General features: G+C 64.5%; 16 protein-coding genes and 1 tRNA gene. 3 read left to right on the forward strand and 14 right to left on the reverse strand.

What is annotated here, in order from left to right; translation table 11 throughout:
* Positions 1-82: 82 nt before the first annotated feature.
* A complete protein-coding gene (locus EG19_RS06945; RefSeq protein WP_038049038.1) occupies positions 83-1,177 on the forward strand; it encodes a hypothetical protein in 1,095 nt (364 codons plus the stop codon).
* Here EG19_RS06945 and EG19_RS06950 read toward each other — a convergent pair.
* The 14 genes from EG19_RS06950 to EG19_RS07015 form a co-directional block, all read right to left on the reverse strand.
* Complete coding sequence (locus EG19_RS06950) at positions 1,162-2,352, reverse strand: molybdopterin molybdotransferase MoeA (RefSeq protein WP_038049041.1); 1,191 nt, start codon at positions 2,350-2,352, stop codon at positions 1,162-1,164. The genes EG19_RS06945 and EG19_RS06950 overlap by 16 nt on opposite strands.
* The gene (locus tag EG19_RS06955; protein ID WP_038049082.1) at positions 2,349-4,013 is read right to left on the reverse strand and encodes a M28 family metallopeptidase; all 1,665 of its coding nucleotides are present in this window, start codon (positions 4,011-4,013) and stop codon (positions 2,349-2,351) included. The genes EG19_RS06950 and EG19_RS06955 overlap by 4 nt, the downstream gene beginning before the upstream one ends.
* Before the next feature lie 13 nt (positions 4,014-4,026).
* Positions 4,027-5,523: a B12-binding domain-containing radical SAM protein gene (locus EG19_RS06960; RefSeq protein WP_038049043.1), complete on the reverse strand. Its 1,497-nt coding sequence runs from the start codon at positions 5,521-5,523 to the stop codon at positions 4,027-4,029.
* A 286-nt stretch (positions 5,524-5,809) separates the two neighbouring features.
* A tRNA-Ser gene (locus tag EG19_RS06965) sits at positions 5,810-5,903 on the reverse strand.
* Between the two features lie 51 nt (positions 5,904-5,954).
* The gene (locus tag EG19_RS06970; protein WP_038049046.1) at positions 5,955-6,440 is read right to left on the reverse strand and encodes a DinB family protein; all 486 of its coding nucleotides are present in this window, start codon (positions 6,438-6,440) and stop codon (positions 5,955-5,957) included.
* Between the two features lie 26 nt (positions 6,441-6,466).
* Positions 6,467-7,444 carry a fatty acid desaturase family protein gene (locus EG19_RS06975; protein ID WP_038049048.1) on the reverse strand — a complete coding sequence of 326 codons (978 nt, stop codon included), beginning with the start codon at positions 7,442-7,444 and terminating at the stop codon, positions 6,467-6,469.
* Between the two features lie 39 nt (positions 7,445-7,483).
* Complete coding sequence (locus tag EG19_RS06980; protein ID WP_038049051.1) at positions 7,484-9,577, reverse strand: S9 family peptidase; 2,094 nt, start codon at positions 9,575-9,577, stop codon at positions 7,484-7,486.
* A gap of 10 nt (positions 9,578-9,587) precedes the next feature.
* Complete coding sequence (locus tag EG19_RS06985; protein WP_038049054.1) at positions 9,588-11,057, reverse strand: Rne/Rng family ribonuclease; 1,470 nt, start codon at positions 11,055-11,057, stop codon at positions 9,588-9,590.
* Positions 11,058-11,090: 33 nt separating this feature from the next.
* A complete protein-coding gene (rodA, locus tag EG19_RS06990; protein WP_038049055.1) occupies positions 11,091-12,167 on the reverse strand; it encodes a rod shape-determining protein RodA in 1,077 nt (358 codons plus the stop codon).
* Positions 12,164-14,005: a penicillin-binding protein 2 gene (mrdA, locus tag EG19_RS06995; RefSeq protein ID WP_053335038.1), complete on the reverse strand. Its 1,842-nt coding sequence runs from the start codon at positions 14,003-14,005 to the stop codon at positions 12,164-12,166. Before mrdA ends, rodA begins: the two co-directional genes overlap by 4 nt.
* Positions 14,002-14,505, reverse strand: a complete 504-nt coding sequence (locus EG19_RS07000; protein ID WP_038049056.1) for a hypothetical protein — start codon at positions 14,503-14,505, stop codon at positions 14,002-14,004. Before EG19_RS07000 ends, mrdA begins: the two co-directional genes overlap by 4 nt.
* Entirely contained in the window at positions 14,502-15,305 is an 804-nt protein-coding gene (gene mreC / locus EG19_RS07005; protein ID WP_038049057.1) for a rod shape-determining protein MreC, read from the reverse strand. Before mreC ends, EG19_RS07000 begins: the two co-directional genes overlap by 4 nt.
* 1 nt (position 15,306) lies before the next feature.
* A complete protein-coding gene (locus EG19_RS07010; protein ID WP_053335039.1) occupies positions 15,307-16,332 on the reverse strand; it encodes a rod shape-determining protein in 1,026 nt (341 codons plus the stop codon).
* A gap of 4 nt (positions 16,333-16,336) precedes the next feature.
* A complete protein-coding gene (locus EG19_RS07015; protein WP_152543966.1) occupies positions 16,337-17,788 on the reverse strand; it encodes a FecR domain-containing protein in 1,452 nt (483 codons plus the stop codon).
* A gap of 100 nt (positions 17,789-17,888) precedes the next feature.
* Here EG19_RS07015 and EG19_RS07020 point away from each other — a divergent pair, with 100 nt between their 5' ends.
* Both EG19_RS07020 and EG19_RS14435 read left to right on the forward strand, forming a co-directional pair.
* Positions 17,889-19,820 (forward strand): SurA N-terminal domain-containing protein, encoded by a 1,932-nt coding sequence (locus EG19_RS07020; RefSeq protein WP_038049064.1) that lies wholly within the window; start codon positions 17,889-17,891, stop codon positions 19,818-19,820.
* The coding region (locus tag EG19_RS14435) for an OB-fold domain-containing protein (protein ID WP_200867126.1) at positions 19,817-19,896 on the forward strand (80 nt) is incomplete at its 3' end. The genes EG19_RS07020 and EG19_RS14435, both read left to right, overlap by 4 nt.

Here is a 19,896-nt window from a genome sequence, read left to right on the forward strand (position 1 = left end):
AGGCTCGATGACGGGACATATTCCGTGGTTTACTACGGATACCTGGGTACGGTGACAGTGACCTACTGTTGAGAAGACTGAAATGAAGCTGGTGTTCTCTTTTCTGGTTTTCTTTTCGTCGTTGGCTTTTGGCTTGGAAGACGGCGGCTGTCTTGCTTTGGGGGAGGGGGTACCACGCCCCCTCCCCTACGCGGTTGATAAAGACTCCGATGATCTTCCCTTTTTGGCTGTTACTGGCTCTTGGGTGGCGGTGGTCTACGTCCCACAAAAGGAGCTTGCCGAGCCGAGCCATGTGCGCGTACAGCTCTTTCACCATGGCAGAAGGAACGAAGAGCGTATTCTCTGGCTTCGGGGGTTATTGCCGTCGCCCCGCACGGTGGAGGATCAAAGCGGCAAAAAGGTAACAATAGGCGTTCAGCAGGTCAGCGTGGGTCCGGGCGCTGAGCTTGTGGCCTTGGTCTCAGGTTCTCGCATCTTGGTATTTCGCGCGGAGGCTTTCTTGGGTAGCGTGGATGCTTCACCGCCGGCGGACCCAGTGTTAACTCGCGACCGGCTTTTTTGGGCACCGTGGGCTGCAGAAAAGGGAGACGTGGTGCTTTGGCAGTGGGGGTTGGACCCTTCTCTTCCGCCGGAGCCGGTTCTCCGTCATGAGCGGGAAGGGGAGCCCGGGAAGAAGTGGGTGGCAGTGAGGGAGGACGGGGGCTTGTGGGTGGTGGATGGATTTACCGGTGAAACCACGCTTTTAACGGCGACCGGTGCGAAAAAGCGGCAATTTGCTGCTCCTATTCGGCTTCCAGTTGAGCCCGATGAGCGAAAAGCGAACCGCGCTTTGGAGCTGGAGAAAAGCCTCGCTGCCGAGCTTAAAGACGCCACGCGCCGGCCACCCCAGGTGGAACTGAGGCCAGCGCCGCGGGAACCGTGGGTGGCCTGGGTTGGTACCATGGGGAAGGATTTGCTGGTAAAGCCTGCGGGTGAGGCAAAGCTCCTTTACTGGCTTGCCGACGGTGCGCAGGGCTGGCAGTGCTTGCAAATCGATTCCAGCCGTCCGGTGAGCGCGATCCGCTCGTTCCCCGATGGTTTTTGGTTGGTGCACGCCGAAGGGAGCCGGTTTTTTAGCGTGGAAGACCTGAGGGGTTTGCAACAAAAACGGCAGGCTTCAAGCTACCGTGGGCGGTAAAGCTCCACTGCCAACACCCTGTCCCCCGCTTGGCCGGCAAAGCCGGCGTCCAGGCGGGCGAGATGGGTGGCTTGCGCGGCGGCTTTGAGGTCGTGGGAGCCTTTCCAGGGGAGCACCTCCACCGCTTTGCCGGTCTCGCTGGGAAGCTCTCGCGCGGGGCGAAACTGCACCCGCTGGCCGCGGTTGCTCACCGGTCCGGCCAGCGGCAGGGGTGTCCACGGCTCGTGGAAGGCCTGGGCAAATCCGGCCAAAGCCCGCAGCAGCGGCAAGGCAAAGAGGCGGAAGCCCACCAAGGCGGAAACGGGGTTGCCGGGAAGGCCGAGGATGAAGCGCTCCCCAACTTTAGCAGCCAGCACCGGTTTGCCCGGCTGCATGGCGACCTTGTGGAAAATCACCTCCCCGCCCAGCTCCTGCACCGCTTGCGGGAGCAAATCCAAATCCCCCACGGAAACCCCGCCGGTGGTGATGACCACATCGGCGTGGGCCAAAAGACTGGTAAGGGTTTTTTGAAGCGCATCCAGTTGATCGGGCACCCGGGCTTTGGCCGCCACCGCAAAGCCTGACAGCAAAAGGAAGCTTTCCAGCATGGGGGTGTTGCTGTCGAAGATTTTGCCGCGGGTAAGCTTTTCATCCGCCAGCTCCGAGCCGGTGGCCACTACCGCCACCCGGGGCTTGGGATGCACCACAAGGCGCTTTTTGCCGGCCGCGGCCAGGAGGGCGAGGTGCGCCGGGGTGAGCACCACCCCGGCTTCGGCCAAAACCTCACCCTGGGCGAAAACCTCGCCCTTCTGGCGGATGTTGTCCCCCGGAGAAATTTGGGCGGGGAAGCGCACCTGCCCGCCCACCAGCTCCACGTCCTCCTGGGCCACCACGGCCGTGGCTCCCTCGGGAACCACCGCCCCGGTGAAAATGCGGGCGCAGCCCCCCGCTGGCAAAGGGGGAGGATCGTCCCCGGCGGCCACTGTGAAGAGCATGGGCAAAGCCTGACCGCAGGCTTCGGGGAGGCGTACCGCGTAGCCGTCCATGGCTGCCACCGGCGCCGGGGGAAAGGAAACCCGGGCCCGCACCTCCTGGGCCAGCACGTGACCTGCTGCCCGGCTGAGGCTCACCGCCCGGGCGGGCAGGGGTTTTGCCGTGGAGGCCAGAAGCTCCAGGGCGTGGTCAGGGTGGATCATGGGCGTTCCTGGCCGGTGGCCATCGCTTTGAGGGCCTGCTCCCGTGCGGGAGCAAACTCGTCCTGGGGAACCCACTGGGGAAGGGCAGGGTCGTTGGCCACCCGCAAAGCGCACCAGAAGCCCAGCTCGGTATCCTCCACCATGCCGGAAAAGTCCCAATCGGGGGTGAGCTCATCCGAGGGGCGGTGGTAGTGCTGGGCTTCCCACTGTTCGGCCATCTGCCTGCCCCACCCAGCGGGCTTTCCCAGGTAGTCGGTGCCGGATTTGAAGTAAAGGCCGGGAACGCCAATGCGGGCAAAGCTGAAGTGGTCGGAGCGGTAAAAAGAACCGCGGTCGGGGAAGGGGTCCCCCACCACCGTGCGCCCCTGCTGCGCGGCGGCGAGCTCCAGCACCGCATCCAGGCTGCTCTTCCCCCGGCCAATGTGGGCCACATCGCGGGTGCGGCCAAAGATGTTGCCGCCGTCAAAGTTCACGATGGCCGCAATTCTCCCCGGGGGGACCGGTGGGTGCGCTGCCAGATAGGCCGAACCCAGAAGGCCGTACTCTTCCCCATCCACGAAGGCCACCAAAATCGAGCGTTTAGGCCGGGTGGGGAGCTCCGCCAGAGCCTTGGCCATCACCAGCACCTGCGCGCAGCCGGCGGCGTTGTCCCGGGCCCCGTTGTAAATCCTGTCCCCGCGGGCGTCGGGAAGCCCCACGCCCAGGTGATCGTGGTGCGCCGAAAGCACCACCAGCTCCTCTTTGAGCTTTTCATCGGAGCCCGGGAGCAAACCCAGGACGTTGGCCCCCTCCACCTGGCTCAGCTTGTTTTCCAACACGAGGCTGGTGGTGACCCCCAAGCTTTGCGGGCGAAACTCCCGGCTTTTGGCTTTGGCCAAAAGCTCCTCCAGTGACTTGCCACCCAGGGCAAAGAGCTTTCGCGCCGCCTCTTCGGTGACCCACGCCTTCACCGGCACCCGCGGCTCGTCCCGGGCGGGGAGCTCAAACTGCGGCCCGCTCCAGGAGCTCACCACCACCTCCCAGGGGTAGCCGGCGGAAGGGGTGGTGTGGATGATGATGGCCCCGGCGGCTCCTAGCTTTGCGGCCATCTCGTACTTGTACGACCAGCGGCCGTAGTAAAGCCGGGTTTGGCCGGCAAAAAGCTGAGGATCCCAATCGGGGTCGTTGTTGAGGAACACCAGCACCTTGCCGCGCACGTCCAAGCCTTTGAAATCGTCCCAGGCAAACTCAGGGGCCACGATACCGTAGCCCACGAACACCAGCTCGGAAACGGGGAGCACCACCTTGTCCTGCTGCAACCCCGAAAACACCACGAAGTCCCTGCGGTTTTCCAAAGCCAGCTGGCCCTTGGCTCCGGCAAAGGACCAGCGAGCCGGGGCCTGGGTTTCCACCCCTACCATGGGCACCCTTTGCTCATAACTGCCGTTGTCCCCGGCGGGAAGATAGCCGAAAGCCTCCAACTGGCTGGCCAGGTAAGCCCGGGCCACCTGCCCTCCCCGGCTGCCCGGTGCCCGCCCTTCCAGCACATCTGCGGCCAAAAACCGCACGTGGGCCCGCAGCTCCCGCTCCGCTTGCGCCCCCAGGCGCGGGAAGTCTGAAGCGGTTGCTGCCAATCGCGGCAAGCTTAACAGCGCCAAAGCCAGAGCATGGATCGTTCTCACAAGCACCCCCCGCCTAGTGTACTGAACGACCCTGGGTTTGGTTTTCCTGCGGGCCTGGGGTCCATCCGGCCCTGGCGAGATGAGCCGCCATGTGCCGCAGGTGCGCCAGGTAACGGCGGTGGGCCCACTCCACCCGGAGTACGTGGCCGGGGTGGAGCGGCACCCGGGTTTGCCGCAGCGGGTGACGGGGGGCGGCCACATGGTGGAGGCGGGCAAAGCGCCGGGCGAACTGATCCAGGGGTAAGGTGGTGGGGGTGAGGGGGTGCATGCAGTCGTATACCACAAACGGGTCCTCGACCCAAAAGCGTGCTTTTTCCTGCTCCCAGTTGGGGGTCCCCGGGGAAGGGCAGCACACCGTGAAGCTGGTTTCCGCCGGTGGCATTTCCCGCAGGTACGCTTCGAGGGTATCGAAGTCCTCATGGGTAAACCCGGGCAGGGCCATAAAGGCCCCGTGCACGGCAATGCCCAGCTGCCGCAAGAGCTCGTGGGCCCGGAGGTTGTGGTTCACGGTGGCGCCCTTGTTCACCGCCCGTAGCTCCCGGTCGGTAGCAAACTCAAAGCCCACAAACACGCAGTCCAGGCCCACCTCGCGAAACGCGCGGAGCACCTCGGGGTTTTTCAGCACGGTGGTGGAGCGCACCCAGGCAAAGTAGCGTTTCCGCACGCCCTTTTTCGCCAAAGCCTCAGCTAACTGGAGGGAAAACTCCCGGTCGAGGAAATTCTCGTCGTCGGAAAAATAAACGCAGTCCACCGGAAGCTGGGCAATTTCCTCGGCTACATCTTCGGGGTCCCGGGGCCAGTGCTTGCCTCCAAACAGCACCGGCACCGGGCAAAAGCTGCAGCGCATGCGGCAACCAAAGGAGGAGCGCACCATGGCCACCGGGCGCCAGAGGGGGGCAAAGGCCCGGGGGTTTTCGTGGGTCCAGACGATGGCGTAGCGGGAAAGATCCCAAAGGTCATGGCGGGGGCGGGGAAGTTGGGTGGCCGGAGGAAACACCGGGGGAGGCAGCTTTGCCAGCTCCTGGAAAAGCTCGCCGGTGGGGAGCAGGGCAGCGGAAGGCTCCGGCAGCTCGTTAGCAGCCAGGGCCGCCACCAGCTGGGAAAAAGGCCCGCACCCTTCACCCCGCACCACCCAGTCCACCGCGTGCGGGTGGTTGAAGCTATCGGGATGGGCGGTGGCGTGGTGTCCGCCCACCACCACCGTCACCTTTGGCAGTGTCTTCTTGGCCAGCTGGGCCAGAGCCAGAGCCTGGCGGTACTCGTGGGAAAAAGCGGTGATGCCCACGAGATGAGGTTCAAAGTCCTTCACTTCGCGCACAAACCTTCGCCAGGGGCGGTAGGACAGGCGCAAATCCAGCCCGCGTACCGCATGGTACGGCGGCAACGCCCCCGCCAGGTACGAAAGCTCCAAAGGCTCCAGCCGCTGAAAGCGCTCCAGGGCGCGAATGGTGGCAAGCTCCGCCGGAGGTTTCACCAACAGGATGCGCAGGGAGCGGTTGGTTTTGCCCACGGCGTTGGCCCCTGAAAGGATTGTACAAGCGTTCAAAAACAGCGGTACCAGTTCGGGTTTTTTTCGCCCTTTTGGCGAACACGCGCGGGTTCGCCGGTCCGGGCCTGCCGCGAGGAATGTGGGGCCGCCGCGAGGAATGTGGGGCCGCCGCTCCGCGGCGGCAAACAGAAAAAAGACCTGCGACGGAGCGCAGGTCCCACATTTGGGGTGCGGGTGCCACGTTCACCAGGCGTTGCGAGTGCTGCTAAGGATCTCCTTCGCTTTGAAAACAGCCAGGTTTTGTCATTGGCGGAGAGGGGGGGATTCGAACCCCCGGTCCCGGGATTACCCAGGACAACTGCTTAGCAGGCAGCCCTGTTCGACCACTCCAGCACCTCTCCGCTGCCAGACAAAGCCTAGCAAAACTCCTGGGGTGGCTCAAGGTTAACCGCCTAGACTCGTGCTGTAAGTTTCTTGAGAAGCTGGATTTGTCCGGCGTGGTAAAGATCGTGGGCAGCTACCCCGGAGAGGGTTTGCCACACGCTCCATTCTCCCGCCCGCGCTTGGAGGTCGTGCGGTTCCAAGGCAAGTGCACGGCGGCGAAGGCTTTCGTGGTAAACGTGAAGGCAAGCCTTGGCCGCCTCCCAATCCTCAGGTGTTGGTGCGGCGGGAAGGTGAGGCCAGTTAGCAGGCTTGAGCAGGAAAGAGCCTCGTTTCATACCGGGGGGGAGCTTCCTCAAGGCTACGTACTTCCAATAGGCGCAGTGGAGCACGATTTCCCAAATGCAATGGCGCTGGGGACCCGGTCGCTCCAGGGCCCGCTTCCAGCTGACCCCCCGCAGGGACCCCAGCAAGTTGGGTCCGTGCCAGGAGCGGTGGTCGTAAGCCTGGTCCAAAAGCGCCAGGAGCAAGGCGAGCGACGGGTCTTCTTGGCTCATCGTTTTTTCCAGGGGGGATTTTACGCCTAGCCCACCAGCATTTCCTCTTCCCAGTTGGCGTGGGGCGGGCAGTTGCGGACGAACCAATCGTAAAGCAAGGAGCGGTAAGTGCGGGGGCGGATGCCCCGCCGGGCAAAGAACGGCTCCAGAGCCTGCCGGAGCTTAGGCAGGTTGTACGCCGGCACTGCCGGTAAGTAGTGGTGCTCCAGGTGGTAGTTGGAGAAGAGGAAGAGCAGGTCCCAAAGGTACGGTGAGCGAACCATGAGCGTGCCCCACTGCGCCGGGTCTTTGGGGTCAATGGCGTAGTGCTGGCCCAGGCGGTTTAAGGCAAACCACACGGGGAAAGCCACAAACAGGGGCAGGGCGTGGACCCGCAGCCACAACCCCCAGCCGGAGAGACTCACCAAGGCAAAGGCCAAGGCCAAATGCCCGGCGGTGAAGCCCAACCGCTCCCAGAGGATCCGCCGGCGCAAACCCCGGTCGTACCTTTGGGCCTCCCGGCGCGCCGCCCGAAAGTAAATGAAGAACAGCGCCGGCGTCCAGTAGGCAAGCTTGACCAGGCGGGAGTTGCGTTTGGGGGAAAGGTGATGGCGCTTGGGATCGCTTTCCGGGTCCCCCAGCTCGGCGTGGTGGTCCAAATGCCAGCGGGTGAACTGGGAGGGGGAGATTCCGCAAGGGGCCGAGTAAAGGAGGGCCAGCAGCCGTTCGACCCTGGGGCGCCGGCGGGGGAACACCAGGCCGTGCAACACCTCATGGAGCAGGACCGTGCCGTTGAAGGCGAAAAGGCCGAGCAGAGCAATCCCGAAAGGCCAAAGAGCGGGCTGGACCCCTTGCACCGCCAGCACCAGACCCAGGACGCCGCTCCCCAACCACCCCAGGGCCAGCCCCCCGTGCTTGAGGGGTTTTTTGGTTTGCAGCTTCCGTAGCCTCTCCCTTCCTAGCTCTTCGGTGAGCTGGCGGATGAGCCCGGAGGCCGCCTTTTGCCAGAAACCCTTCTGCTCCATGCCATTGGTGCTAACGCTTGGCGGGTTTCCCGTTGTTCCCTAGGGCTTCTTTTCGAAAACCTGGTTGCGCAAGAACTGCTGGATGTCCCAGGGAGGGGGATCGCCCCCCAGGTAGCGGTGGAACCAGTCGGCATGGAGGAGGTAGTAAAAGGCCATGTCGTACCAGGAGGGCCAGTGACTGGCGTTGGGGAAAACCACCAGGCGCGCGGGCACACCCTGCCGACGCAGGGCGGTGAAGAACTCCAGGGACTGGGTGTAGGGAACGCGGAAGTCCTTTTCCCCGGTGATGACCAAGGTGGGGGTGCGGAAGTTTTTGGCAAAGCTCGAAGGGGAAAACTTCCGGTAGTCCTCGCTGGCCCAAGGGAGGCCACCCAAATCGTGCTCGGGGAACCAGAGCTCCTCGGTGGAGCCCCAGAACGCTTCCAGGTTGTACACGCCCATCATGGCTGCCAAGGCGGCAAAACGCTGGGTATGCCCGGCAAACCACATCATCATGTAGCCGCCGTAGGACCAGCCCATGGCGCCCATGCGGTTTTTGTCCACAAAGGGCAGCTTTTCCAGGTAATCAGTGACCGCCATGAGGTCTTCAAAGACCCTCCCCCCCCAATCCCGGGCAATGGCGTCCACAAAGGCCTGGCCGTACCCGGTGGAGCCGGTGGGGTTGGCAAAGGCCACCAGGTAGCCCAGGCCGGGGTACACCTGCCAGTCCCCCCGGTAGGCATCGGCCCACTGGGACTGGGGGCCTCCGTGCACGTTGAGGATGAGCGGGTACTTTTTGTTGGGGTCAAAGTTGTGCGGTTTCACCAGGAACACGTGGATTTTGTAGCCGCGACCTGAGTCCACCCACAGCTCTTCGGCCGGGCGGATGTCCACCTCGTCCTTGAGGGCCTGGTTGTGCTGGGTGAGTTGCCGGCGGGAGCGGGTCTGCAGGTCGAAGGCGTAAAGCTCCGGGGGCTCGCCCACCGAGCGCCGGGAGTAAAGAAGCTGGTTTTGCGGGCTCACCACCAGGGCGTCAATGGTGGCGTCGGTGAGGATTTTGGCGAAAGAGCCGCTGGCCAAATCCAGGCGGTACACCGGCGTGCGTCCGGCCTCTTCGGCTTTGAAGAAGATGGCCTTGCCATCAGAGGAAAAGGCATGGTCCACGATCCAGTTGTCGAAGCTGCCGGAAACCACCCGCGAGCTGCCGGTTTTAAGGTCGTACACCGCCAGGCGGAAGAGGTCCGATTCGTAGCCTGGCGTTTTTTGGGTGCGGTAGGCCAGAAACTTGCCGTCCGGTGAAAACACCGGATGTCCGTCCCAGCCTTTGTTGGCGGCGGTGAGGTTTCTGGCTTCGCCCTTGGGGTTTCCTTCCCCGTCCAGGGGTAGCCACCAGAGGTCGGCGTTGGTGGAAAGGGCGGGGTCAGGGTCGTGGTTGGAAACGTACACCAGTGCTTGACCGTCGGGGGAAAAGGCGTAGCCCGGATCGCCACCCAGAGAAAAGGTGGGGGCGTCAAAGCTTCCCGGGGTGAGGTCCACCAGGGTGCCGTCGGCAACCCGCACCAAAAGGACGTGGGTGTAAAGCCCGTCCCGCCAGCTGTCCCAGTGCCGGAACAGCAGGTCATCGGCCAGGTGGGCGAAAAGCGGGCCTTTTTCCACGCCTTCGGAAATTTTCTTGTGGCACTCCACGTTGGCACCGCATTCCGGGTAAACCTGGGCTGTCACCGCTAAGAACTTGCCCGAGGGGTGCCAGATGGGATCGCTCACGCCCCCAGGGAAGCTGGTGAGCTTGCGGGGCTCGCCGCCGGCCATGGGGAGGAGGTACACCTGCGGGGTTTTGTCCTCGCGGTTGGAAACGAACGCCAAGAACTTGCCGTCTGGCGAGAAGGCGGGGCTGGAGTTGGCAAATTCCCCCTGGGTGAGCTGGCGGGGGGTGCCGCCGGCGGTGGGCATAAGCCAGATGTGGCTCCAGCGTTTACCCCGCTCCAGGTCGGTGTGGTTGGTGACGTAAGCCACCCAGGCTCCGTCGGGGGAAACCTGGGGGTCGGCCACCCCCACCACCCGGAAGTGGTCAGCAATGGTAAAGGCGCGTTTTTCCCCAGCGTAGGCTGCGGTGGCAAGCGTCAGCACGATGGTAAGGAAGGTCTTTGCTTTCATGGTTGCCTCCTTAAGCTTTGGGGATGAGCTCGAAGTGCGCCGGGTGCGGGTCTGAACCGGGCGCCAGCTCCACCCGCAAGCCATACCCCTGCTCCAGGGTTTGCAGCAACGGCGCCAAATCGCCCTTGAGGAGCTTCACCACCTCGGGGTGCGCCCGCACCGCAAAAACGCGTGCCCCCAGCTCCTGGGCTCGATCCAAAACCAGGCGGTAAATGTCCAAGGCCACGGTTTCCGGGGACTTGATGCGACCAAGGCCCTGACAGAAGGGGCAGGGGGTGGTGAGGGTTTTCCAGAGGGAAGCGGAGGTGCGCTTGCGGGTCAACTGCACCAAACCAAAGGGACCCACGGGACCCAGCAGGGTCCGGGCGCGGTCCCTGGCCAGCTCTTTGCGGAAGGCTTCCAAAAGCGCGTTGCGGTGCTCGGGGTCTTCCATGTCTATGAAGTCCACCACCACGATCCCGCCCAGGTTACGCAACCTGAGCTGCCGCGGGATCTCCCTGGCGGCTTCCAGGTTGATGTGGAACACCGTTTCTTCCAGGTCTTGGCCCTTGGCGTAGCGCCCGGTGTTCACATCGATGACCACCAGCGCTTCGGTTTGCTCAATCACCAGCGACCCCCCGGAGGGCAGGTCAACCCAGGGGGAAAGGGCCTTGCTGATTTCCTCCTCCAGGCCAAAGGCAAAAAACATGGGGGTGGTGCGGGTGTACAGCTTCACGGTGGAAACCAGCTCCGGTTGCACCCGCTGGAAGAACTCCACTACCCGTCGAAAGGCCCCGGGGTCATCCACCCAGAACTCCCGCACGTTGTCCCGGGCCACATCCCGGGCCACCCGCAGCAGCAGGTCAAGCTCGGAGTACAGCAGGGCGGGCGCCGCGGTGGTGTCCCAGCGTTGGCGGATGTGCTCCCAGGTGGCTTGCAGGAAGGCCAGGTCCTGCTCAAAGTCGGCCAGGCTGCGTCCCTCGCCGGCGGTGCGCACGATCACGCCCCCCGGTTTGGGTAGCTCCCCCAGCAAGGCCCGCAGTCGTTCCCGCTCCTTTTGGTCGGTGATGCGGCGGGAAACCCCCACGTGGCTTGATCCCGGGATGAACACCAAAAAGCGGCCGGGGAGCGTGATGTGCGAGGACGCGCGGGGGCCTTTGCTGGGTCCCAGCTCGCGGGTAATTTGCACGAGGATCTCCTGGCCGGGTCGCAGCAGGTCCTGAATGGGGGTTTGCGCCCGCACCTCCTGGAGATCCACGTCCTCCTCTTCCAGCGCTTCCCCCACGTCGTCCACGTAAAGGAATGCGTCCCTCTCCAGGCCCACGTCCACAAACGCCGCCTGCATGCCCGGCAGCACCCGGGAAACCCTGCCTTTGTACAGGTTGCCCACGATGGAGCGCTCCTTTTCCCGCTCCACGTGTAGCTCCACGAGACGATCGTCTTCCCGCACCGCCACGCGGGTTTCAAAAGGCAGGACCGAAGCGTAAATGGCGGTGGTCACCGTTGCACCCCAGGGCAGTGTAGCAAGCCTCCCTCACACGTTGGCAAAGCGCAGCCGCCACACGCTTTGCACCAGTCCCAGGGCTAAACCCGTGGCCAAAGCCGAGGAGCCCCCGTAGGACAAGAGCGGCAAGGTAATGCCGGTGGTGGGCATGATCCCCAGGTTCATGCCGATGTTCACCAGGACTTGCGCGGCCATCACTGCGCCCACGCCCCCCGAAAGCAGCAACCCCAGCCGGTCGCGGGCTTGCAGACCGGTGTAAAAAACGCGAAACAACAGGAGCCCATACGCAAAAACCAACAGCGCGCTACCAGCAAAGCCGGTTTCCTCGGCCCACACCGCAAAGATGAAGTCGGTCCTTTGGGCGGGGAGAAAGCGCAGCTGCGACTGGGTGCCGGATTTCAAGCCCTTGCCGGTGAACCCCCCCGAACCCACGGCGATTTTTGCCTGCCGCTGCTGGTAACCGGCGGTAAGGGGGGCACGGTCGGGTTGGAGAAAGGTAAGGATGCGTTCCTTTTGGTAGGGCTTGAGCAGGGAAAAAAAGGCCACCACCGCAAGAACGGCAGCGGCGGTCCCCAAAAGGGCCCATACCCTGGTGCGCAACCCCCCCAGCCAAAACACCGCAAACAAAGCCGGGAGGAAGGTGAGGGCCACCCCCAGGTCCGGTTGCAGCAGCACCAGGCCCATGGGCAAAGCAGTGAGGCCAAAAAGCTCCAGCGCCTTGCGGGGCGCAAGCAAAGCCTCCTGGTGGACCGAGGCCACCGCCGCTAACGTTAAGATCACCACCACCCGGGCAAACTCCGAAGGCTGGACGGTAAAGGCCCCAATCACCAGCCAGGACCTGGTGCCCGCCCGCACCGGAGCAAGCACCAGAGTAGCGATCAGCACCAGCACGCTGGCGGTGTAAAACAGCGGCCAAAAGCGGGCCAGCACCCGGTAATCCAGGGTCCCCACCAGCACCATGAGGGCAAACCCCACCACCAGCCAGGCCAGCTGCCGGAAGGCAAACCCTGGCCGGTCCAGGGCTTGGGCGGTGGAGGACTGGGCTAAGTAGCTGGCCGCGGAAATGGCCATCACCGAAAGCAGCAACCAGGGGTCCCAGCGCTTCACGGCTGTCCTCCGGGGAGTTCCGCAGGCCCTTCGGGAAGTGACACTTCGGCCACGATGATTTTGTCCACCAGCTCCTCCGGGACCCCTAAGGCTTTGGCGAGGATGCGGCCGGCCACCGGCGCCGCCACGCTGGCGGCGTCACCGCCGTGCTCCACCACCACCGCCACCACCAGGCGCGGGTCCTCAGCCGGGGCGTAGCCCACAAAAAGCGCGTGGTGGCGCTGCTCCCAGGGCAGCTCCCGCCAGGTGACCCCTTCTTTCTTGCGCATCACCTGTGCGGTTCCGGTCTTGCCGGCCAGGCTCGCGGGGAGCGCCCCCAACCGGCGGGCGGTGCCGCGGTTCCCCTGCACCACCCTCTCCATCCCCCGGCGAGCGACGGCCAGCGCTTCCGCCGGAAGCCCCAGCGGTTTCGGAGGCTTGCCCTGGCCTTCCACCAGGTGAGGGGTCACCAGGTAGCCGCCGTTCACCAGGGCCGCATACGCCACCGCCAGCTGCAACGGCGTCACCAAAATGGGCCCTTGGCCGATGCCCACGGAAATGGTTTCGCCGGCGTACCAGGGCTGGCCACGGACCCTGCGGCTCCAAGCATCGTCGGGCACCAGCCCGGAAGCTTCACCGGAAAGCTCAATGCCGGTGGGGGAGCCCAGGCCGAAAAGCCGAGCCCAGCTGGCCAAGCGGTCTATGCCGGCGTCCCGGGCCAGGTAGTAAAAGTACGTGTCGCAGGAAGCTTCGATGGCTTCTTCCAGCGCCACGTGCCCGTGCCCGCCCTTAAGCCAGCAGCGGTAAGGGTGGCCGTAAATGTTTACAGCACCGGTGCAAAAGACCCCTTGGGAGGGCGTGCGCACACCGGAAGCCAACGCGGCGGCAGCGTAAAGCGGTTTGATGGTGGAGCCCGGGGGGTAAAGGGCCTGGAGGGCGCGGTTGTTCAAAGGGTGCAGGGGGTCGGCCACCAGCTCCTGCCATTTTTGGGGTTCCAGATGTCCGGCAAAAAGATCGGGATCGAAGGCCGGCTGCGACAAAAGCACCCGCACCGCGCCGGTTTTTGGATCCAGGGCCACCACCGCCCCCACCTGGGGGCCTAAAGCTTTGGCGGCTTCCCGCTGCAAGCTTGAGTCCAAGGTGACGGTGAGGGGCCTTCCGGGAACGGGTTTTTCCTCCTCCAAGGTGGAAACCTGGCGCCCCAGAGCGTCCACCACCACCACCACGTTGCCCTGCTCACCGCCCAGCACGTGCTGGTAAGCCCGCTCCAGCCCCGAGCGTCCCACCAGCTGCCCGGGTCGCAGCTCGGGGTTTTGGGCCAGCTGCTCGGGGGTTACCTCCCCCAGTTGCCCCACCACATGGGCCACCACCGGGCCTAAGGGGACACGGCGGCGGGTTGTGGGGTGGACCTCCAGCTCCTTGTGCTCGGCGCGGTGGGCGGCAATGGCAGCCACCTGGGAAAACGTGAGGTTGTCGGCAATGACCGAGGGCAAAAAAGAGGTTTTGATGGCCTTTTTAAGCCGGCTACCTACCTCCTGCTCGCTGGCAATGCCGATGCTGGCCAAAAAGCGCGTGGTTTCCTCCAGGTCCTTCATTTCCTCGGGAAACACCAGGAGCTGAAAGGCAGGGCGGTTGTCCAGGAGGATTTCCCCGTTGACGTCCTTCACCGTGCCCCGGGGGGCTTCCAGCGGCACCTTGCGCAGCCGGTTGGATTCCGCCAGGCGGCGCCAGCGTTCCTGCTGCAGCACCTGCAGCACCCAGAGCCTGGAAAGCAAAATCAAAATGCCGAAAAGCGTAAGCAAGAGCAGCGCCGCCAAGCGCCTTTGCAGCGGCCGCAGGTCGTCGCGGACGTAGCTCATCGCCGGCGCAAGGCCCGGCGCCGGCGAGCCTGCGGGGAAAACACCCGCCCCCACCACCACTCGCTGGCTGCCGTGACGAAGCCCAAAAACGCGGTGCCGGCCACGGCTGCGGCGGCACCCACCCAACCGTGGGGGGGCCGGGCTCCCAGGGTGAGGTAAACCAGAGCCAGAGTGCCCTCAGCCAACCCGGAAGCCAGGAGTGTCCCCACCACCCAAAAGAGCGGTCCGGAAAGCTCAAAAACCACGCTGGCCCGCGCCACGGTGGCGCCGGCCACCGCTCCGGCAATGCCGGAAGGCCCTAACGGCCAGCCCCGCACCCCATCGGCGGCGAGACCGGCCAGTAACCCGAACCACCCCGCTTGGCTTCCGGGGAGCCTCTGGGCCCGACCCACCACCACCACCAGCCAAACGTGCACGCTGGACAGAAACCACGGCACCTGCTGGGCGGTGAGGGCCGCTTGCGCCGCCAGGGCCAGGACCAAGAGCAGGAAAAACCTCACGGCGCCCTCCGGGAGCGGGGGATCACCAGCACCGAAACGGCCTTTTCCGGGCGGGCCACCAGGGTCACCGGCACCACCGTAAAAAGCGCCTCGTTCCTGGCTTCCCCGCTGATGCCCAGGGGCAGCCCCGGTGGGTAAATGCCCTCCGAGCCGGTGGTGAGCACCGGAGCTTGAGGGGGGACCGTGGTGTAAGGTGGGAAGCCCTCCAGGCGCGGGCGTTCACCGCCCACCAGCAGCGCTTCCCCTTCCACCCCCACCACCTGCGCTGCGGCGGCGGCCGCCGGGTGGGAGAGGAGCTGCACGCGGGAGGCGTCCTCCCACACCAGATCCACCCGCCCCAGAACTCCGTCGGCCGCCAGCACCGCCGCATCCCGCTCCACCCCGTGCCGCCTTCCCCGGTCCAGCACCAGGGTGTGGCTCCCCAGCACGTCCCGGGAAACCACCGAAGCGAGGATGGCTTGCGCTTGCAGGGAAGGGTAGGCGGCCAGCACGGCGTTGGCCTGGCGCAGGGCCAAAAGCTCGCTGGTGAGCAGTTGGTTTTCCCGGGACAAGCGCTCCACCTGGCGCTCCAGCGCTTGCAGATGGGCCAGGGTTTCGCGCCAGTTTTGACGGCCGAGCTTGAGGTCCCCGGCCACCAGCAAGGCGCGGTTGGCCATGGCAACGATGGGTTGGGTGAAGGCGCGGTGGGCGATGGCCAAAGCCGTCTCCGCACCGCTTCGCACCTGCGCCGCTGCCGCCACGTACAAGCCCAGGCAGGCAACGGCAAGGCTCAAATCGGGGCGGAGGGCGAGGCGAGCCACGTCATTCGAGGGCGATTTTCTTCAAAAGGCTCATGTCGGTGAGCATCATGCCGGTACCCCGCACCACCGCGGAAACCGGCTCGTCGCAGTGGGAAACGGGGATGCCCGTTTCCTCCCGCAGCCGCTGGTCCAGGCCGCGAAGCAGCGAACCGCCCCCGGCCAGCACGATGCCCTTGTCAATGATGTCCGCGGAAAGCTCCGGCGGCGTGCGTTCCAGGGCGGTGCGCACGGTGTCCACGATGACGTTCACGGTTTCCGCCAGGGCTTCCCTCACCTCCTCGTCGGTGATGGTGAGCGTCTTCGGGATGCCTTCCACCAGGTCCCGCCCCTTCACCTCCATGGTTCGTTGGTTGCCGTCGGGGTAGGCGTTCCCCAGCTCGATCTTGATGGCCTCGGCGGTGCGCTCGCCGATGAGCAGGTTGTACTTGCGCTTGATGTAGGAAATGATGGCTTCGTCCATTTCGTTGCCGGCCACCCGCACCGATTTGGAGTAAACGATGCCGGCCAGGGAAATCACCGCCACATCGGTGGTGCCACCGCCAATGTCCACGATCATGTTGCCGGAAGGTTCGGTGATGGGCAGCCCGGCTCCAATGGCCGCGGCCATGGCCTGCTCCACCAGGTAAACCTCGCTGGCCCCCGCCCTGAGCGCCGAGTCCTTCACCGCCCGCTTTTCCACCGGCGTGATTTCCGAGGGAACCGAAATGATGATGCGCGGGCGCACGAAAAACGAGCGGCCGTGAGCTTTGCGGATGAAGTACTCCAGCATCTTTTCGGTGACTTCAAAATCAGCAATGACCCCGTCCTTCATGGGGCGGATGGCCACGATGTTCCCCGGGGTTTTGCCCAGCATTTCCTTGGCCGCTTGCCCAACGGCTTCCACCTTGTTGGTGATGCGGTTCACCGCCACAATGGAGGGCTCGAAAACCACGATGCCGCGAGCGCGTGTGTAAACGAGGGTGGTGGCTGTCCCCAAATCCACCGCCAGGTCGGAGGAAAACAACGAGAAAAGCGAGGAAAGTCCCATGGCCTTAGTCCACCTCCACGAAAACCGTCTCCTTATGCTCGGCGGTGTTGCCCGCGGCGTCGGTGGCGCGAATCACAATGACGCTCTTGCCCTCGCGGTTGATGGCCACGGCTTTCTTGAAGCTGCCGTCGCCAGCCACCGCTACCGCTTCGCCGTTGATGGTCACCGTGGCCCCCGGCTCGGTGACCCCCTGGATCAAGAAGAAGTTACCCATTTGCTGGGGCTTTTGCACGGAAAGCACAGGCGGTGTGGTGTCCGCCAGCTCCTCCACGCGGGTGCCGGTGTAAGCCCGGAACGAGCGGGGGGAGCTCCACTCCGAGGCGGTGCGCTCCGGTCCCACCGCTGCCACCCGCCAGTAATAGGTCCCCGGGAGCCGCAAGCGCAAAGTTACCGAGGGTTCCAAGCGTGTGGCTTCCACCTCGATGTTGGCGGGAGCAAAAAGGCGGGAGCGGCTCACCTGAACCTTGTAGCTTTCCGCCCCTGGAACCGGGCGCCAGGAAAGCGTGACGCGGTTTGTTTGGTCCATGTTGATGAGGGTGTTGGCCTGGGGTGCTTCCAGCTGCGGCGGCTCGGGCACCGCCCGGCGGGCGGAAAGGGAACCCTCGCGGCTGGCGGTAACCGCTTGCCGGTCGGCCAGGTCCACCGCTTGCCCGCTGCTCCCCGTGACCCGGGCGCGGCCGGCGTAAGCGGCCACGGTGGTGGTGGCATCCTCCGCCACCTCCACACCCACCCGCGACTCCTGGTGGATGCGTACGCCGGCGGCGTCGGTGACCACCGAGGAGGGGTTGAGGGCGGTGGAAACGTTCACCTGACCCACCCGCACCTTCACCTCTCCCGGCTCGGACTTGGGCCCGGTCCTGGCTTCCCGGTGGATCTCCAAGAGCGAATCAGGGCCCACGCGGTACACGGTGCCGTCGGCAAACAAGAGCTCAGCCACGGCGTCGGCGGCGGTTTTCAAAAAATCGCCGTTGTACAGAGCCTGGCGTTCTTTGGCCTTTTCCCAGGTGGTTTGGTTGGCCCGCTGCACTTCCACCCGGCCGGAAACCGCGATGATTTGCGCGGCCCCCACAAACTCCCGGTTCACCAGGCGCAGGAGCAGCTCAAAGCGGTGCAGGGCATCTTCGGCGCGGGCAGCGGCGGCTGGGAAATCGCGGTTTTCAAAATCGCGCTTGGCCTGAGCGAGCAGCTTGGTGCCCTGCTCAAACTCGCTGGCCAGCCCTTCCGAAACCCCAGCTCGGTGCAAATCCTCCTCGTAAGCCGTGGCCTGTTGGATAAGGCGGCGGGCCTTTTTTTCCACCGGCTCGTGGAAAAGCGTCCAGCACACAAACCCCAGCCCTCCGGCCAAAAGCACCAGGAGCAGGGAAAGCCCCCATTTGCGGATGCCGGTGACCGGAACCACAACCCAGTCCACTTCCAGGCGGGGACGAGACGATGGCCGCATACGCCGAGCGTTCACGTTAGCACTCCTTCCCTTCAGGTGCAACGCTTCCTTGCCAGGGGTGACCGCTTAAGGGTAGAATCCTCCGCCTTCGGGCAGGTAGGGAGGCTTTCGAACGATGCTCAAGATCATGCGCGAGAACCTCAAGAACCTCAAGTGGATCTTGTGGTTCGTGGTGTTCATCTTCGTGCTTTTGATTTTCGTGGACTGGGGGACCGGACGTCTGCGCGGCGGCAGCATGGAGCACGTAGCCGCGCGGGTGGCCGGCATCGAGATTTCCGAGCGGGACTTTTTGCGCGAGGTGCGACAAACCGACGAGCGCTTGCGCAGCCTGTACGGTCAGCAGTACGAGCTGATCCGCTCGCAGCTGGACCTGGGGCAGCTGGCGCTTTCCAACCTCATCAACAACGCGCTGTTGGTGGAGCAGGCCAAAAAGCTCAAGCTGCAGGTGAGCGATCAGGAGCTGGCCGAGCGCATTCTCTCTTTCCCGGTTTTCCGCAAGGAGGACGGCAGCTTCGTGGGCGAAGAAATTTACGCCCGCATCTTGGCGGCCAACCAAACCACCCCGGAGGAGTTTGAAGCGGAGCTGCGGGAGGGTTTGCTCATTGAAAAGCTGCAGAAGGTCCTGCGGCAGGGGATCGTGATCCCCGACGCGGAAGTGGACCGGGAGTACCGCAAGCGCAACGAAAACGCCAGCTTCCAGTTGCTCTTCGTCACCGCCGAGCGCTACTTCCCCAGCACCCAGGCCACCGAAGCCGAAGCCAAGGCCTACTACGACAGCCACCAAAGCCAGTTCATCCATGGGGAGCAGATCCAGCTGCGCTACCTGCTGGTGGACCCGGTGCGGTTGCGGCAAAACATGCCGGTGGATGAAGCGCGCGTGGCTGAGTACTACCAGAGCCACCTTTCGGAGTTTCAAGAGCCGGAAACCGTGCACGCCCGCCATATCTTGGTGCGCCCCGAGGGTGATGGTGAGGATGCTTGGCGTAAGGCCCAGGAGCGGGCCATGGCCGTGCTCCGCAAGGCGCAAGCCCCCGGCGCCGATTTTGCTGCGCTGGCTAAGGAGTTTTCCGAGGACCCGGGGAGCAAGGAAAGCGGCGGCGATTTGGGGTGGTTTGAGCGGGGGCGCATGGTGAAGGAGTTTGAAGACGCGGTCTTTGCCATGCAGCCCGGCGAGGTGAAAGGCCCGGTGCGCTCGCAGTTTGGCTACCACATCATCCTCCTGGAAGGCAAAAGGCCAGCGCGGCAAAAGCCGCTTTCCGAGGTGCGGGACGTGATCCGCTTCAAGCTCACCGAGGGGCTGGCCGATGCGGAAGCCTCCAAGCGCGCCACCGCCCTGAAGGAAAAGATCACCGCCGGCAAGCTGACCACCGAAGAGCAGTGGCGGGGCCTTGCCGACGAGGTGGTGTCTTCCAACGTCACACCGTTTTTCTCGCTGGATGAAGGGGTGGTTCCCGGCTTGGGGCGGGAGCCCGGGTTTTTGGAAGAGCTCAAGAAGGCCAAGGAAGGGTTTGTGGGCGGTCCCCGGCGGACCCCCCGGGGCTGGGTGGTGTACCGCGTGGAGAAGACCCGCAAGGCCGGCCAAACCCCCTTTGCCGAAGCTAAGGACGAAGCCATGGAAGGGGCGCGGCGGCTGAAGGCGCTGGAGAGGCTCAAGGCCGAGCTGGCCGCGCGCCGTGGGGAAGGGCTTGCCAAGCTTGCGGCCACCTACGGTGTGCAGGTCACCCCGGTAAAGGACCACTACCGCGGCACCTCGATCCCCGGCGTGGGCGTGGCGCAGGTGCTGGAAGAAGCGGTGTTCGCCACCCCGGTCGGGGCCTTAACCGATGTGGTCGTGGTGGGGGAAAGGGGTGTGGCCCTGGCGCAGGTGGAAGCCAAGAAAGTGGTCACCCCTGCAGAAGTGGCGGCCGGGCGCGAGGCGCTGCGCAAGAGCATGGTGGAAGACGAGCTGCAAAAGCTTATTGACGCCATGCTGGCGGAAGCCAAGCGCAACCAGCCCATGACCCTCAACCGCGACCTGGTGGAGCGCTTCAAGCCGGCCCAAGGATGATCGCTTACGTAAGCGGGCGGGTTTTGGCCCTGGCCCCCGGCAGTGTGGTGGTGGAGGCGGGAGGGGTCGGGTACAG

Origin of the sequence: Thermoanaerobaculum aquaticum (genome assembly GCF_000687145.1) — a bacterium.
Taxonomy (GTDB): Bacteria; Acidobacteriota; Thermoanaerobaculia; order Thermoanaerobaculales; family Thermoanaerobaculaceae; genus Thermoanaerobaculum; species Thermoanaerobaculum aquaticum.

Excerpts from the sequence above, each read along its gene's own strand:
- EG19_RS06945 (WP_038049038.1), top strand. The coding sequence starts at position 83 with ATGAAGCTGGTGTTCTCTTTTCTGGTTTTCTTTTCGTCGTTGGCTTTT.
- EG19_RS06950 (WP_038049041.1), bottom strand. The coding sequence starts at position 2,352 with ATGATCCACCCTGACCACGCCCTGGAGCTTCTGGCCTCCACGGCAAAA.
- EG19_RS06970 (WP_038049046.1), bottom strand. The coding sequence starts at position 6,440 with ATGAGCCAAGAAGACCCGTCGCTCGCCTTGCTCCTGGCGCTTTTGGAC.
- EG19_RS06975 (WP_038049048.1), bottom strand. The coding sequence starts at position 7,444 with ATGGAGCAGAAGGGTTTCTGGCAAAAGGCGGCCTCCGGGCTCATCCGC.
- EG19_RS06980 (WP_038049051.1), bottom strand. The coding sequence starts at position 9,577 with ATGAAAGCAAAGACCTTCCTTACCATCGTGCTGACGCTTGCCACCGCA.
- mrdA (WP_053335038.1), bottom strand. The coding sequence starts at position 14,005 with ATGAGCTACGTCCGCGACGACCTGCGGCCGCTGCAAAGGCGCTTGGCG.
- EG19_RS07010 (WP_053335039.1), bottom strand. The coding sequence starts at position 16,332 with ATGGGACTTTCCTCGCTTTTCTCGTTGTTTTCCTCCGACCTGGCGGTG.
- EG19_RS07020 (WP_038049064.1), top strand. The coding sequence starts at position 17,889 with ATGCTCAAGATCATGCGCGAGAACCTCAAGAACCTCAAGTGGATCTTG.